The sequence below is a fragment of the Cryobacterium tagatosivorans genome (genome assembly GCF_004402215.1).
GTDB classification, from domain to species: Bacteria; Actinomycetota; Actinomycetes; order Actinomycetales; family Microbacteriaceae; genus Cryobacterium; species Cryobacterium tagatosivorans.
Map to the genome: position 1 here is coordinate 41,678 of NZ_SOEZ01000006.1, position 14,400 is coordinate 56,077.

The 14,400-nt window shown below is 67.3% G+C and carries 13 protein-coding genes, 2 pseudogenes and 1 riboswitch; of the genes and pseudogenes, 1 reads left to right on the forward strand and 14 read right to left on the reverse strand.

Annotation, left to right across the window (positions count from 1 at the left end; translation table 11 throughout):
- Positions 1 to 9 precede the first annotated feature (9 nt).
- The 9 genes from E3O23_RS00330 to thiO all read right to left on the reverse strand — a co-directional run bounded on the left by E3O23_RS00330 (position 10) and on the right by thiO (position 9,098).
- On the reverse strand, positions 10 to 858 hold the full coding sequence (locus E3O23_RS00330) for a carbohydrate ABC transporter permease (protein ID WP_134486651.1): 849 nt from the start codon (positions 856 to 858) through the stop codon (positions 10 to 12).
- Positions 855 to 1,817 (reverse strand): carbohydrate ABC transporter permease, encoded by a 963-nt coding sequence (locus E3O23_RS00335; protein WP_134486655.1) that lies wholly within the window; start codon positions 1,815 to 1,817, stop codon positions 855 to 857. Before E3O23_RS00335 ends, E3O23_RS00330 begins: the two co-directional genes overlap by 4 nt.
- A gap of 5 nt (positions 1,818 to 1,822) precedes the next feature.
- Positions 1,823 to 3,127 (reverse strand): extracellular solute-binding protein, encoded by a 1,305-nt coding sequence (locus E3O23_RS00340; protein WP_134486658.1) that lies wholly within the window; start codon positions 3,125 to 3,127, stop codon positions 1,823 to 1,825.
- A complete protein-coding gene (locus E3O23_RS00345; protein WP_134486661.1) occupies positions 3,124 to 4,041 on the reverse strand; it encodes a BadF/BadG/BcrA/BcrD ATPase family protein in 918 nt (305 codons plus the stop codon). The genes E3O23_RS00340 and E3O23_RS00345 overlap by 4 nt, the downstream gene beginning before the upstream one ends.
- Positions 4,042 to 4,207: 166 nt before the next feature.
- Complete coding sequence (locus E3O23_RS00350; RefSeq protein ID WP_241983246.1) at positions 4,208 to 5,455, reverse strand: ROK family transcriptional regulator; 1,248 nt, start codon at positions 5,453 to 5,455, stop codon at positions 4,208 to 4,210.
- A 164-nt stretch (positions 5,456 to 5,619) separates the two neighbouring features.
- Positions 5,620 to 6,792: a molybdopterin-synthase adenylyltransferase MoeB gene (gene moeB / locus E3O23_RS00355; RefSeq protein ID WP_134486665.1), complete on the reverse strand. Its 1,173-nt coding sequence runs from the start codon at positions 6,790 to 6,792 to the stop codon at positions 5,620 to 5,622.
- Entirely contained in the window at positions 6,789 to 7,580 is a 792-nt protein-coding gene (locus E3O23_RS00360; protein ID WP_134486667.1) for a thiazole synthase, read from the reverse strand. The genes moeB and E3O23_RS00360 overlap by 4 nt, the downstream gene beginning before the upstream one ends.
- Before the next feature lie 2 nt (positions 7,581 to 7,582).
- Positions 7,583 to 7,837 carry a sulfur carrier protein ThiS gene (gene thiS / locus E3O23_RS00365; protein ID WP_241983247.1) on the reverse strand — a complete coding sequence of 85 codons (255 nt, stop codon included), beginning with the start codon at positions 7,835 to 7,837 and terminating at the stop codon, positions 7,583 to 7,585.
- Positions 7,830 to 9,098 (reverse strand): glycine oxidase ThiO, encoded by a 1,269-nt coding sequence (gene thiO / locus E3O23_RS00370; RefSeq protein WP_134486669.1) that lies wholly within the window; start codon positions 9,096 to 9,098, stop codon positions 7,830 to 7,832. The genes thiS and thiO overlap by 8 nt, the downstream gene beginning before the upstream one ends.
- A gap of 70 nt (positions 9,099 to 9,168) precedes the next feature.
- On the opposite strand from thiO, the gene thiE reads away from it, so the two are divergent.
- Positions 9,169 to 9,813 carry a thiamine phosphate synthase gene (thiE, locus tag E3O23_RS00375; RefSeq protein WP_134486671.1) on the forward strand — a complete coding sequence of 215 codons (645 nt, stop codon included), beginning with the start codon at positions 9,169 to 9,171 and terminating at the stop codon, positions 9,811 to 9,813.
- A 25-nt stretch (positions 9,814 to 9,838) separates the two neighbouring features.
- On the opposite strand, the gene E3O23_RS00380 is transcribed toward thiE, so the two are convergent.
- From E3O23_RS00380 to E3O23_RS00390, 5 genes and pseudogenes are all read right to left on the reverse strand, one after another.
- A complete protein-coding gene (locus E3O23_RS00380) occupies positions 9,839 to 11,362 on the reverse strand; it encodes a bifunctional hydroxymethylpyrimidine kinase/phosphomethylpyrimidine kinase (protein ID WP_166790346.1) in 1,524 nt (507 codons plus the stop codon).
- Positions 11,345 to 11,443, reverse strand: a riboswitch (TPP riboswitch). (Overlaps the previous gene by 18 nt.)
- A gap of 38 nt (positions 11,444 to 11,481) precedes the next feature.
- A complete protein-coding gene (locus E3O23_RS00385) occupies positions 11,482 to 13,314 on the reverse strand; it encodes an ATP-binding cassette domain-containing protein (protein ID WP_420897629.1) in 1,833 nt (610 codons plus the stop codon).
- A pseudogene (locus tag E3O23_RS18775) lies at positions 13,296 to 13,401 on the reverse strand (ATP-binding cassette domain-containing protein); the annotation flags it as partial. The gene E3O23_RS00385 and the pseudogene E3O23_RS18775, both read right to left, overlap by 19 nt.
- Positions 13,375 to 13,914 (reverse strand): annotated as a pseudogene (locus E3O23_RS18780) (ATP-binding cassette domain-containing protein); the annotation flags it as partial. The pseudogenes E3O23_RS18775 and E3O23_RS18780, both read right to left, overlap by 27 nt.
- The gene (locus E3O23_RS00390; RefSeq protein ID WP_241983249.1) at positions 13,884 to 14,324 is read right to left on the reverse strand and encodes an ECF transporter S component; all 441 of its coding nucleotides are present in this window, start codon (positions 14,322 to 14,324) and stop codon (positions 13,884 to 13,886) included. The pseudogene E3O23_RS18780 and the gene E3O23_RS00390, both read right to left, overlap by 31 nt.
- Positions 14,325 to 14,400: the final 76 nt, after the last annotated feature.

The window sequence follows — 14,400 nt, forward strand, 5'->3', positions numbered from 1 at the left end:
GTGGGTTCCTTATCCCTTGACGGCCCCGGCGGCCATGCCTGAAACGACATAACGCTGGAAAATGATGGCGACGATGAGCGGCGGAAGGGCAGCGAGGATGCCGCCGGCCGCGACGAGCCCGAAGTCGGTCGTGTAGCGACCGGCGAATTCGCTGATGGCCACCGGAAGCGTCTTCGCGGCATCCGACGACGTGAAGATGAGCGCGTACATGAACTCGTCCCACGCCAGCAGAAACGAGAACATGATGGCCGCGAAGATGCCGGGTCGAGCAGCGGGGAGCACCACCCAGAAGAGCGCGCCCAGACGGGTCGTGCCATCGATGCGCGCCGCTTCCTCGAGTTCGTCCGGAATCGTCATGAAGTAGTTGCTGAGGATCCAGAGCACGAACGGGATGACGAGCGCACAGTCAACGAGGATGAGCCCGGTCGTTGTGTCGAGCAGGCCGAGCGAATTCAGGATGAGGTAGAGGGGGATCAGAAGCGCGATTTGCGGGAGCATGTAGGTTGCGAGAAAGACCATCAGAGTCGCGCGACGGAAGCGAAAGCGCAATCGTGCGAACGCATACGCGCCCAGGATCCCGACGACCATGGAGATGGTGACGGTACCGACGGCTACAACAGCGGAGTTCACCATCGCGGCACGGAACGTCGCGCCGACGCTCTCCGCACCACCGCTGAAGATCTGGATATATCGGTTAAAATCGAACTCTTCCGGGATCCAGCGAAGGGGCGTCGTGATCAGGACTCGCTGCGGCGTGATGCTCGCCATGACCATCCACGCGAACGGCGCGAGGATGAGGAGCGAGACGACCCCGGCTGCGGCATGGATGAGGATCGAATTCCGGGTGGACCTCTTCACAGGAGACTCATTTCTGATCTGCGAAGCAGTCGAAGGTAGATCGCACTCAGCGCGAGGATAACGACCACGATGATGTACGACAGGGCAGAGCCGACGCCGAAGTCTTGGTCGGAGAAAGCGGTCGTGTAGGCGTAGTAGGCCACCGTCTGGGTGCCGTTTGCCGGGCCACCGCGCGTCATCGCATAAATGATGTCGAACACCTTGAAGGCCTCGACTGTTCGCAGTACGAGGACGATGGAGATCGAAGGAACGAGCATGGGCAAAACCACCGAACGGAAAATGCGCGGCCAGCGCGCACGATCCAGCTTGGCGGCCTCGTAGAGCTCGGACGGGATGGAGGTGAGTCCGGCGAGCAGGAAGAAGGCAACGAGCGGAGTGGTCTTCCACACGTCCGCCAGGATCACCATGTTCAGCGCCGTGGCCGGATCGCCAAGCCAGGCCTGGTATTCGTTGATGATTCCCAGCTGCGCGAGCACAGCGTTCAATGAGCCGTACTGCGCGTTGAATATGCCCTTCCACATCGCGGCGTTGACGATCGTCGGGATTGCCCAGGGTATGACGACGATCGCGCGGAATAGCCAGCGTGCCCTTAGCTTCGCGTTGAGCAGGGCGGCGACGATGAGGCCGAACGTAAGCTCAAGCGCCGTCGACACGATCGTGAAGTAGAGAGTGCGCCCCATCGATTCCCGGAAAGAAGCACTTGTTAACACGTGAACGTAGTTGTCGATGCCGATGAAGGGAGTGTCAGTTGCCAGCGCGGAGGTGACTTCGAAGAAGGAGATGACGAGGGTTCGGAAGATCGGGTAGAGGATCACACCGAAGACGGCCACTCCCGCCGGGAGCAGCAGCCAGAAGGCAAGCCGCCCCTGGTTTTCTTTCCGACGACGGGGAGTGCGCCCGTCCTCCTGGGGAGGGCGCCCCCCGGACGTCTCGGCTCTTTCCGCGCTGGCAACTGACATGTTCGTTACCCGAGGTTCGCGTTGGCCGCCGCGACAGCGTCATCCATCGCCTGCTGCGGCGTCTTCTTTCCGAGCAGCGCGTTCTGGATTTCGACCTGCAGGGTCTGCGACACCGAGTTGTAGTTCGGTACCGGCGGGCGAAGGATCATCGTGTCGTAGGCGACTCCGGCGGCCTTGAATACGTCCGGGTTCGACTGGGTGACCTCGGGCTTGGTGTAGCTCGACTTCCAGTTGGTCATTGAGCTCTTGACGTACTGTTCCTGGACGGGCTGGCTCGTCATATATTCGATGAACTTCCACGCCGCAAGCTGGTGCTTCGACTTCGCGCCGATCGCCAGGGCCATCGATCCGTTGACGCCCGGGTGGTCTCCATTCGGACCGGCCGGCGTCGGTGTGACAACGACCTGGCCGACGACCTTGGAGATGGACGGATCGTTCTGGTCGCGGAACGTTGACTCCCAGTTGATCTCCATGGCGGTCTTCCCCGCGGCCATGGACTTGTCGGCGTCGTCCTCGAGGAAGGTGAGGGATGCGGGGTCGGTCAGCCCGTCATCGATGGTCTTCTTCATCCAGGCGAGTGCTTCGACACCAGCACCTTTGTTGATGACCAACTTGCCGCTGGAGTCGGTGAACTCTCCGCCGAATGCGCCCAGCAGCTGGGTGTAGTCGCAAACGAGAGCCTCCGCCTGAGACCAGCTCCAGGCGAGCGGGTATTTCACGAGGCCGGCATCCTTGATCTTCCTGGCAACGGCGAGCACGCCCTCCCAGGTGGCGAGGTCGCTCTGGCTGGCCCCGACCTTGGCGACCATATCCTTGTTGAAGAAGAACATCTTGGTCGACGGCCCCCACGGTACGCCGTAGAACTTGCCGTTGTACTCGGCCGAGGTGAGCGCGCCGCCGAGCATCTCGGACTTCCAGTTCGCGGGGAATCGCTCCGTGACATCCGTGATGAGGCCCTTCGATGCGAAATCAGCAGGCCAGATCACGTCGAGGTGAACGACGTCATAGGTTCCGGCCGGCGCCGAGGTGACAATCTTGTCGTGCAGGGCCTCGTAGGCGACGAACGTCGGCTTCACGGTGATCTTGGGATTTTTCGATTCGAAATCCTTGATCATTCCGGCGACATCGCTTTCGGAGTAACCGGCCTGCTTCATGAAGAGCGCATTGATCGTCCCGGTGCCGTCGCCCTCATTGTCGCTGCTTGCCGAGCTGGCACCGGTGACGCTGCAGCCCGACAGCAGCAGCGCTGCCGCCGCTAACAGACCGACCCCTGCGGTCGAGCGGTAAGCCCGTTGGGTCCTGTAAATCATGTATTCCTCCTTGAATCATTGGACAGTGCCTGGTTGGGTAGTCTTCTTGCAAGCTCGATTGCTCCCACGACGGGGGCCACCGACAATAGGTGCACGCTCAATCCGAGGTGCAAGTCGTCGATGTGTCGCACAAGCGCGTCATAGAGGCGCGGCTGATTAGTGATCACTCCGCCGGCACAGACAACATCTGAGCCCAGAGCGCCCCGTCCCCACACGAGACCGACGTCCGACGCGAGTTCCTTCGCTGCGTGGTCAACGACCGCTGCGGCCAGCTCGCTGCCGGCATCCGCGCATGCAAATACGAGCGGAGCAAGACTCCCCCACGTGGTCAGGCGAGGGGCGGCGGTAAAGGCATACGAGAGCGCAATCTCATCGGCGACTCCGAATTGCTTCATCAGCTCGCGACCGAGCACATCGGCCCCACGGCCTCCGTCAAACGCTCGCAGAACGGCCCGGACGGCCTCCCGTACGAGGGCAGCCGCGCTGCCGGGGTCACTGAGCAGGAAGCCGTGACCGCCAGCAGAAATGAGTTCGCCGTTGCCCGTGTGCGCGACGACCTTGGAGCCGGTGCCGACGACGACGGAGATGGCCTCATCAAAACCCGCAGCGGGCGCGAGGAGCTCCACGTCATTGACCGCCCGAACCACGCCGCGATGATTTCGCTCCAGACGGGCTTGAAACTCCAGTCGTTGCCAGTCGCTGTCCAGTCCGTGGGCGCCAATCAAGAGGGGAGCCGATTCGGCTCCGTCGATGTCGGCGAAGACCTTGACCAGTCGGGCGACATTCCCAGTGTCATCCAGCAAGCCGCCACGCTGCCAGCCGCTTGTGGACACAGACCGGTCCAGCACGACCCCGCCGGCGTCCTCGATCAGGACGTGCGTTTTCGTGCCGCCAATGTCGATGCCAACCAGCAACGTTGCTCCTCATCATTCCAGGACCGACCGAGCAACCCTGCTACTTCTTTCCTATCTAAGTGATAAGAAGTTGGTGTAAATCTAGCTGCCGAAATGACGAAGTGTCAAGCGCGCGGTCGATTCGTTATCTGACCGAGGCCAGAGGCTCGCGCTTGTCAGCGCCTGGCTACCGGCCGGCGATGTAGGCGAAGCCGTTGACCTCGGCTGCAGCAAGTTCCGCCGCCCCCAGAAGTACGGCGTCATCGCGGCGAGTCGCCACTTCAACGCGGGGAACGTGGATGATGCGACCGGTGAGCCGCTGTTGAATCGCGGGGATCACGGTGTTCGCGCGTCCCACCAGGCTGCCACCCACCACGACAAGTTCCGGGTCAAGAATGATGACCATGGCTGCGATGGCAATAGCCATCATGTCGAGAATCTCGTCCGCGAGTTCGCGAGCGGCCGCGTTCCCGCCGCCGGCCAGTTCGAAGATGTCCTCGGCGTTCAGCACGCCCTTCTCCGGGATCGGAATCCCCCGCTCGCGCGCCCGCTTCGTCAGCGCAATCGGGCCAATTCGATCCTCAAGATCCCCGGATTCGGAGTACGAGCGCTCGAGTGACGAGCGCTCCATGAGCAGATAGCCGATCTCGCCTGCCCCCGCACGCGCCCCACGGTGGAGCTCGCCATTCGTGATGATGCCTGCACCGAGGCCGCTCTCCAGGAACAACAGCGCAACGAGGCTTGTGAGCCCCCTCCCTGCGCCTCGGTGGAGCTCGCCGAAGGCCAGAGCGTTTGCGTCATTGTCCACCACGATTGGGAGTGTCGTGCGTTCGCGAAGCAGTCGGCCGAGGGGGACTTCAGTCCAACCCAGCTCCGGTATCCGCTCGAAGCTTCCCTCGGGGTACTTGACCACACCGGGCACTGCAACGCCTACCGCGAGGCACGGTGTTCCCATCGTCTCGGCAGTCAGAATGAGCGAGTCAAACAACTGAACTATTTTCTCTAAGCGACCCCGCTGATTGCGGTCGCCTTCCGCCGCATCGAGCGTACCGAGAGGGAATAACCGAGGACCAAAGTCGACTTCTCGTCGGAAGACGACTGTGCCATCGAAATCCACCAGGATCCCTGAAGCCTTGTTCGGGTGCAGTTGCAGCGCCGCGACCAAACGGGATCCACCGGCGTAGCGCAGCAGAACGGACGGGCGGCCCCCAGTTGAGGGCTCCTGACCCGCAGGGACAATAATGCCCTGCTCGATCAGGGTCGCCGTCAATCGGTTGATCGTAGCCGGGCTAAGCCCCGTGGAAGCGCCGAGCTGCTGTCTGGACATTGCGCCCGATTTGCGAAGCTCTTCCAGAATTGCAGTTTGGTTTACGCGCGCGAGGGTGCTCGTAGTTGCGGTACTTTTCCTGTGATTGGACACAGCACCCCTCGTCATCCAGATCGCATCCCAGTGCGGTCAATCTTTTCTATCACACTGTGTCATTAACATTCGCGGCACGCGCAGCACGACTTCGGACGCAAACGCTCCCGACGTCCACGACCTCCGTTGCGCGCTGGTCCCGACCGTCACCGCGGGCTTCGAGACGCAGTAGGTGCGCCTTAGTACAGGGGCAGGGACGGATCGATTTCCTTCGCCCACGCCAACACGCCCCCGTTAACGTGCTGAAGACGGCTGTAGCCCTGCCGTCGCAGCTCAAACAATGCCTCAGCCGACCGGAGTCCCGCTTTGCAGTACAGCACGATGGCCTGATCGAGCCGTACCTGCGACGCGGCGTCTCCGCCGAGGATCAGAGCCATAGGGATGAGCCGCGAACCGGGGATGCGCACCATCTCGTGCTCCCCCGGCTCGCGCACGTCAATGAGCTCGAAGTCGCATTCACCGCGCCCTCGCGCGTCCAGCATGCCAGCCAACTCGCGAACGGACAGACCGGCGCCGGCATCCGTGTCCGGCGGGTGGGACGTTTCGCAGAAGAGCTCATAGTCCAGGAGTTCGGTGACCGGTTCGCCGGCGGGGTCCCTGGAGACCGTGATTTCGCGCCAGGACGCGCCCAGCGCATTAAAGAGGAGTACGCGGCCGAGCAACGTCCGGCCCACGCCGGTGATCAGTTTCACCGCCTCCGACACCATCATCGCTCCGACCGCCCCGCAGAGCATGCCGAACACCCCGCCCTCACCGCAGCTCGGGGCCGACCCGGCCGGTGGGGCCTCCGGGTACAGGTCGCGGTAGTTGGGGCCGTGCTTCGCCCAGAACACGCTGACCTGCCCATCGAAGCGGGAGACAGATCCGAAGACGTACGGTTTGCCCAGGATCGCCGCGGCGTCATTGACCAGGTACCGGGTGGCGAAGGAGTCCGATCCGTCCACGATCAGGTCGTAATCGGCGAAAAGTGCCAGCGCATTGGCCCGGTCGAGCCTGCTCTGGTGAAGCCGAACCGTGACCAGCGGGTTGAGTTCGGCGACGGCGTCGCGAGCAGACTCCAACTTCGACCGCCCGACATCCGTCATGCCGTGGATCACCTGGCGCTGCAGGTTGCTGAGGTCGACGATGTCGTCGTCGACGATGCCGAGGGTGCCGAGGCCCGCGGCGGCCAGGTAGAGCAGCACCGGCGAGCCCAGCCCCCCGGCACCGACCACAAGCACCCGCGCATTCTTCAGCCGGCGCTGGCCGATCGCGCCGATCTCGGGAATCAGGATGTGCCGGGAGTAGCGTTCCACCTCCGTCCCGGTGAGGTCGGCGCCCGGTTCAACCAGGGGCGAGAGGGCGGCGCTCACAGGTCCGGGCGTCCGTCCATCGCCGACGAGGCCAGCGCATGTTGCCGTTTGGGGATGCGCCCGGCCTGGGCGGCCAGCCGGCCGGCGATGACGGCATGCCGGAACGCGTCGGCCATCCTGACCGGGTCCTGTGCGCGCGTCACGGCGGTGGCCAGCAGCACGGCGTCGCAGCCGAGCTCCATGGCGAACGCCGCGTCCGAGGCTGTGCCGATACCGGCGTCGAGCACGACCGGAACGCCCGCGCGGGCGACGATGAGCTCGATGTTGTGCGGGTTGAGGATGCCTAGGCCGGTGCCGATCGGCGCGCCGAGCGGCATCACGGCGACGGCACCGAGGTGCTCGAGCCTCAGCGCCAGCACCGGGTCGTCGTTGGTGTAGGCGAACACCTTGAATCCGCGCGCGACCAGCTGTTCGGTGGCATCCACGAGTTCGACGGCGTCGGGGAGGAGCGTGTGCTCGTCGGCGATGACCTCGAGTTTCACCCAGTCGGTCTCCAGGGCCTCCCTGGCCAGTTCGGCCGTCATCACGGCATCCCGGGCGGTGAAGCAGCCGGCGGTGTTTGGCAGCACCCGGATGCCGTTGTCGACCAGCAACTCGAACAGCGATCCGGCGGCGCCCGGGCTGTGGCGGCGCATGGCCACGGTCGTGACTTCGGTGCCGGACGCCAGCAGCGCGGCGCCGAGTCCGTCCAGGCTGGGCGCACCGCCGGTACCCATGATCAGGCGCGAGCCCAACGGGACCCCGTCGATCATAAGCGCATCGTGGGCCATGGGTGTGGCGAGTGCCATTGCTACCCTCCCTGGACTGCGGTGACGATTTCGATGCCGTCACCCGGAGCGAGGGCCGTCGCGGCCCACTGGCTTCTCGGCACGATGCCGGCGTTCCGGGCGACGGCGACACCGAGGCGCTTCCCGTCCGTGGCCCGGCCGTCGTCACCGATCCGGCGACCGGTGGCCTCTCTGACCAGGTCGGTGACGGTCTCACCGAGGTTCAGGGCTCTGGCCGAGCCGTTGACGGTGATCGCGGCAGGTTGGGGTTCAATCACGGGCGGACTCCTTCGGGGTGTGCGGGGAAGACTGTGGTGTGCGGGAAAACGGGGGTTCGGACGCCATGGGGCGCGAGAATCGGTCGGGGCGGAAGCGAGCCCAGCGCCCGTCAGCCGTGCCGTCGAGCAAGTGCAGGCAGTGCTGCGCCGCGATCGGTGTGAGCAGCACACCGTGGCGAAAGAATCCGGTCGCGATGATCAGGCCCGGGATGTCGCTTGCCGGCTGCCCGGGGCCGTCGGCGACCCGTCCAAGCAGCGGCGCATTGTCCGGTGTGCCTGGTCGGGCGCGGGCGGTCACTTCGATGAGTTCGAGCTCGGCGACCGCCGGCACGAGCACCTGGGCATCCCGCAGGAGCTGGTGCACACCGCCGGCCGACACAGCGGCGGATCCGTGTTCGCGCTGCGTGGCGCCGAGGACCACCGTTCCGTCGTCGCGTGGAACGAGGTAGACCGGGACTCCGCGGACGAGGCCGCGGATGGTGGCGGTGAGGAGCGGCCGAAGATGCCCAGGCACGCGGAGCCGAATGATGTCTCCGTACACCGGGCGCAGCGGCAGCGCCAGCCAGTCGGGCAGCCCGCCCAGCTGCCCCGCGGCCAGTCCGTTCGCGACCACGACCTCGCCGGCCGCCACCGTGGAGCCATCCGCCAGGATGACCCCAGTGACGCGGGAGGCGGCATCCGCCGGTCTCTCGTGCCGCAACCCGACGGCGCTCTGCCGGATCGCGTGGTCGTGGGTCCACCGGTTTCGGGAGCTGGCGCCGTCGATCGCGGATTGGAGCCGGGCGGCCAACCGCCGAGGGTCAACCTGATGGTCCCGCTCGATGTTGAAGGCGCTCGACAACTGCGGGCTGAGCAGCGGTTCCATGGCGCGGGCCTCGCGGATGGTCAGCGGCTCCACGGCCAGCCCGTGCCCCCGCTGCACCTCGCGCAGGTCGGCCAGCGACCGCCGGTCCGCTGCGTCCGCGCCGACCGTGATCGTGCGCGTGGACCGGTACCCGGCCTCAGCGGGGCGCACACCCAGCGACTCGACGAATGCGGGGTACAGCGCCGCCGAGGCGAGCGTCAGTTCGAGCAGGTCCTCTTCCTGGTAGTGCAACTCGCTGACCGGCGCGAGCATGCCCGCGGCGGCATACGTTGCGCCCGTGGCAGGTTTCGGGTCGACAAAGGCGACCGTGCGGCCGGACTGCGCCGCCGTCCAGGCGATCCCCAGCCCGACGATTCCGGCGCCGACGACGACGACGTCCACGCCGCGCTCAGCCACGGAGCCGGTGCATTGCGGTATGGGTCAGGAGCGGTGCCGGTTCGCGAAAATCGCCTTTATGGTTGGTCACATGGACCACGATGACGCCCGGCTTTACCTGTGTACCGACGGACGGACGGAGCGCGGCGATTTCGCCGATTTCCTGGATGCCGCCTTCGCCGGCGGCGTGGACATTATCCAACTCAGGGACAAGAGCATCGAAGCCGCCGAGGAGCTGGAACTGCTGGGCGTCCTTCGAGACGTCGCGGAGCGCCACGGGAAGCTCTGGGCAGTCAACGACCGCGCCGATGTCGCCGCTCTGGCCGCGGCCCCGGTGTTCCACATCGGCCAAAAGGATCTCCCGCCGGCCTCCGCCCGCCGGCTGCTCGGCGACACCGTCGCGATCGGCCTCTCCAGCCACACGCCAGGGCAGATCGACGCCGCCCTGGCCGCGGAGACGCTGGATTATTTCTGTGTCGGTCCGCTCTGGGCGACCCCGACCAAACCGGGACGGGCCGCGGTGGGCCTGGAGCTGGCCCGATACGCGACCGAGCGCGCCATCGACGCGGGAAGCATCCTGCCCTGGTTTGCCATTGGCGGCATTGACCTCACCAACATTGAGCAGGTTGTGGCGGCCGGCGCGAGCCGCGTCGTCGTGGTGCGCGCGATAACCGAGGCGGATGACCCGACGGCTGCCGCCCAGCGACTCCGGGCCCACCTGCCCACGCTGGGTTAGTCGGCCCGGCCGGGCCGGGCGCACGTCACCGAGCATGGAACCGGGGCGCGTCGAAGAAATCGAGTTCGCACTGTGAGGAGTGGGCAAAGGCCGTTCTCATGGCCTCTCGCTCCTGCGCCGACGCCGCGCCGGCAGCCGCGTCGGTGAAGGCGACGGCCTGCCGGGTGGCGGCGGCGAAGCCCTCGTCGGCGTAGGTCTCGAGCCAGGTCGCGTAGGGGTGCACGCTGTCGTCCCCGCGCCCGAGGAACTGGGCGTGGAGCCGGTCGCCCACCTCCGCGTAGAGCCAGTAGCACGGCAGGATGGCCGCAACCAGGACCGCGTAGCTGCCCTGCACGCTGGCGGCCAGCAGGTGGTCCAGGTAGCCCTTGGTGACGGGCCCGAGTTCCCGCGGCGCGGCGTGTTCACTCAGCCAGGTGCGGTGCAGGTCAGATTCGACTTCCAGGCACACCTGGGCGGAGTTGGCCCAGAACAGCTGGGCGGCCTCGGTCGGTGCGAGGGCGCTGGCCCTGGCCAGCACGCGCGAATAGGTGTTCAGGTAGAGGGCATCCTGGGCCAGGTAATAGGAAAAGTCCACTTCATCGAGGGTTCCATCGCCCAGCGCCTGGATGAACGGGAGGTCAAAGATCGCCGTGCGGGTGTGTTCGATGTCCCGCCAGAGGGCCCGGCTGAATTCCTGGCCGACGGGGGGTGTCTCTGCGAAGAGCCGGTGGAAGTGGTGGATCGGCCCGTTGCCCGTGCCGACCTCGAGGTCGCCAGCATGAAGCAGGGCGTCGTGCAGCCAGGACTTGACCCGCGACAGGGAGTCGGCCCAGTCGCCGGTCCGCGCCTGCACCGTGGCGATCGCGGAAGACAGCGAACAGCCCGTGCCGTGGGTGTTGCTCGTCTCCACCCGGGGCGAGGCGAACTCCACCACGGTGTCGGCCAGCAGCCCGTGCGTGTTTACCAGCGCGTCGGGGCACCTGGCGCCGGTGAGGTGCCCGCCCTTGACGAGCACGGTGGCCCCGGTCGCGGTCGACAGTCGCTTGCCCTGCTCGAGCGCCTCCGCCCAGTTCTGCGCCGGCGACTCCCCCAGCAACACGGCCAGCTCCGGCAGGTTCGGGGTGACCAGGTCGACCAGTGGCACCAGGTCGCGGAGCGCCTGCTCGGCGGAGGGCGCCAGGAGCCGGTCGCCGCTGGTGGCGACCATGACCGGGTCGAGCACGACCAGCGGGGGGCGGGTGGCCTCCAACCAAGACCGCACCTCCCGGATAACGTCGACGTCGCCCAGCATGCCGATCTTGACCGCATCGATGGTCACGTCGTCGCTGACCGCGTCCAGCTGCTGCCGCAGGAACTCCACCGGCGGTGTGTGCACGGCGCGAACCCCGCACGTGTTCTGCGCTACGAGTGCGGTGACCACGGCCATCCCGTAGCCGCCGTTCGCGGCGATGCTCTTCAGGTCGGCCTGGATGCCCGCGCCGCCGGTCGGGTCGGTCCCGGCGATACTGAGCACTCTCGGTGTGGCTCTCAACTCGAGCCCTGATGCGGCGTGCGTGTTCATCTGCGACATCCCTTCGCTAGTGCTAACTAGACAGGTTCAACGGGTTTCATCTCAGCTCCCGCGTCCGGCGGAGCACCCCGTGTCAATCAGGACAGCCTATAAGGTGCGTCCGGCGGGGCAGGTGCGCGTTACGGCCAGATGGCCTGAAGCAGAGTCGGGGTGGCGGCCACGACGAGACCGAGGGCGAGCAGAGCGGAGTCGGCCGGCAGCCACGGGGCCGGTTCGGCCCAAGTGCGGCGCACGCCGGAGGCGCCGGCCGCGGCGAAGCCTCGGGCCTCCATGGCCACCGCCATCCGCCCGGCCTGTTGCAGCGCCTGGACCAGCAGGGCGAACGTCAGGGCCGCTGCCTGCCTGCCCCTGGCCGCCGGCGAGGCCCCGGGGTCCAGTCCACGCACGCGACGGATGCGCCGCAGCTGGTCCCACTGCCCGCCGAGCCCCTCGAACCGCTCGAGGGCGGCGACGGCGGCGACAACGGGTCGCGCCGGCAATCGGAGCCGCTGCGCTAGGTGATCACCAATCGCGAACGGATCTGCGAAGCCCGCGAGCAGCACGCCGGGCAGCACGAAGAAGGCGACCCGCAGTCCGGCCGTCACGCCGACCAGCGGGTCCTGGCCGACGCTCAACAACCAGCTCGAAAATCCAACCGAGGCCACGGCGAGCAGCCCGGGCAGCAGCCGCATGGACGGACGGAGCCAGCCGAGGACCAGCGGGGCCAAAAGCAGCTCCAGCGCGACCCCGCCGAGGGCGGCACGGATGTCGGTGATCGCCATTGCACCGATGATCAGGAGCAGGGATGACCCGAGCAGCGACAGCGGACCACAGCGCGCGGCAAGGCCGGGCCAGCGGGGCGGTGGCCGGCGGCCACCGGCTGCGGATGCGGCATCGACTGCGGCTGCGGCACCGGCACCGGCTAGGGCACCGGAAGCTCCTGGCGCGGTCGCCGTCGCCTGGGTCACCCGGCCGTCGTCGAGGTGGATCAGCCTGTCGGCCAGGCCGATCAGCAGCGGATCGTGGGTGGCGACGACCACTGCGACGCCTGCGGCCTTGGCCGACACGATCAGCCCGGCCACGGCCGCCCACGTCAGGCGGTCCTGGCCGACCGTCGGCTCGTCCAGCACGAGCACGGATGGCCCGTGCGCGATCGCCCCGGCGAGCGCCAGGCGTCGGAGTTCGCCGCCGGAGAGCTCGTGCGGATCGGCGTCCCGCAGCGTCGACAAGCCGAGCGCCTCGATGAGGCCGTCGGCCCGCCGCACCGACGCCTGTTCGTCCAGGCCGAGCGCCCGGCTCGTGCTGAGCACATCATCCAGGACCGTGCGTGCAACCACGGCGAGCTCGGCCTGCTGGGGCACCCAGCCGACGCGGCGAGCGAGGTCCGTCGTCGACCACCGCGCCGGACACGGGCCGGCGCCGGCGGCGAACTCGCGGCTCGCGTTCACCTCACCTGAGGACGGCAGCTCGAGTCCGGCGAGCAGCGCCGTTAGCGTTGATTTGCCGGCGCCGCTCGCCCCAATGACGGCCAGCACCTCGCCTGAGCGCACGCTGGCGTCCACGTGAGACAACGCCTGCCGGGTAGCCGGCCGACCCTCACGTCCGGTCGACGCGAGCCCGGCGCGCGGGCCGCGCACAACACTGACGCTATCCGCGGTGATCATGACCGAGCCGGTGGGCCCGCCGGGGTCGGCAGGGGTGCACAGGGCGGCAGCAAGCTCCCGGGGAACCGGGGCCGGGATTCCCGGAGCCCAGATGCCCTGCTCGGCCAGGAACGCGGCGTTCTCGTGCAACGTCTCCACTACCGTGCCGTTGGCGCAGATTCGTCCGCCGGCGTCCAGGATGATCACCGCATCGACCTCGTCGAGCCACGGGTCGACGTGGTGTTCGACCAGCACCATCGTGGCGCCGGACTCACGGCCCGCGGACCAGATCGCTTCCCGCACCGCGGCCGCGGCCGATCGGTCCAGCATCGATGTGGGTTCGTCGAGCAGCACGAGCCGCGGCCCCAGGGCGAGCACTCCGGCGAGGGCGAGGCGCTGCGCCTCCCCACCGGAAACCCCGTCCACGGGATGCTCGAGGCCGTACGGAAACTCGACGGCTGCCAGCGCCGCCCGCACCTCGGCCCAGATCCGCTCCCGGGGCAGACCGAGGTTCTCAGGGCCGAACGCCACATCGCGCCCGACGTGACGGGCGACCATGGCGTCGGCCGGATCCTGCACGAGCAGGCCGACCGCGCTCCCGCTTTCGTGGGTGTCACGCCCGTCGACGGCCACGGATCCGGCAAGGTCGCCGGACTGCGTCGTGGTGAGCACCCCGGCGAGCGCGCGGAGCAGGGTCGACTTGCCGGAGCCGCTGGGGCCGACCAACAGGATCCGCTCGCCCGGTTCGACCCGGAGGGTCACCTCGTTCAGAACCGGGTGCTCACGCCCGAAGGGACGCCAGGTCAGCTCAAGTACCTCGACCAGCGCGCCGTCCGTGCGCGGCGACCGAGGTGCTCGAAATGCGACGGGCGCGGGCCCGTCAGCGGGTCGCGCGCGACTCACGGACTTCCAGGCCGGCCGGGAAGGCATTGAGGGCACCGGAGCGGGCGAGAGCCCGCACGAGCGCCAGGCCGCCGAGGCCCGCAATCACAGCGCCGGACGCGACACCGCAGGCGAGGCAGCAGCTCGATATTGGCCGCGACGAGCTCGGTGAAGAGCGCGGCGCCGGGGCGCCGGATGAGCAGCCCGCCCACGACGGCAGGGATCAGCCAGACGCCGAGCGCCAGCTCACTCGCCGGCGGAAAACCGACCGTCATGGCGCTGACCAGCGGATAGACAAATGTGTCGAATCCCCAGAACACCACACCGAACGCCACTGCGAGCATGGCGGCGGTGATCAGGTCTACTCCACGCCAGGCGGTCAACCGGCCGGAGGCGAGGATGGTGCTGGGTACGGCGGACCGCGTCGCGGCCCGCACCGTCGTGTGTTGCGTGGTCATGTGATTCCTGTTCCCGTGGATTCCGATGGATACCGCGGGGACGTTCCCTCATGCCGCGCTCGCCCGGGTGAACCCG

Coding starts and splice junctions, on each gene's coding strand:
- E3O23_RS00360 (WP_134486667.1), bottom strand. CDS start 7,580: ATGGCACTCGCCACACCCATGGCCCACGATGCGCTTATGATCGACGGG.
- E3O23_RS00380 (WP_166790346.1), bottom strand. CDS start 11,362: ATGTCGCAGATGAACACGCACGCCGCATCAGGGCTCGAGTTGAGAGCC.
- E3O23_RS00350 (WP_241983246.1), bottom strand. CDS start 5,455: ATGACGAGGGGTGCTGTGTCCAATCACAGGAAAAGTACCGCAACTACG.
- thiE (WP_134486671.1), top strand. CDS start 9,169: ATGGACCACGATGACGCCCGGCTTTACCTGTGTACCGACGGACGGACG.
- E3O23_RS00340 (WP_134486658.1), bottom strand. CDS start 3,127: ATGATTTACAGGACCCAACGGGCTTACCGCTCGACCGCAGGGGTCGGT.
- E3O23_RS00385 (WP_420897629.1), bottom strand. CDS start 13,314: ATGCTGGACCGATCGGCCGCGGCCGCGGTGCGGGAAGCGATCTGGTCC.
- E3O23_RS00335 (WP_134486655.1), bottom strand. CDS start 1,817: ATGTCAGTTGCCAGCGCGGAAAGAGCCGAGACGTCCGGGGGGCGCCCT.
- E3O23_RS00390 (WP_241983249.1), bottom strand. CDS start 14,324: ATGACCACGCAACACACGACGGTGCGGGCCGCGACGCGGTCCGCCGTA.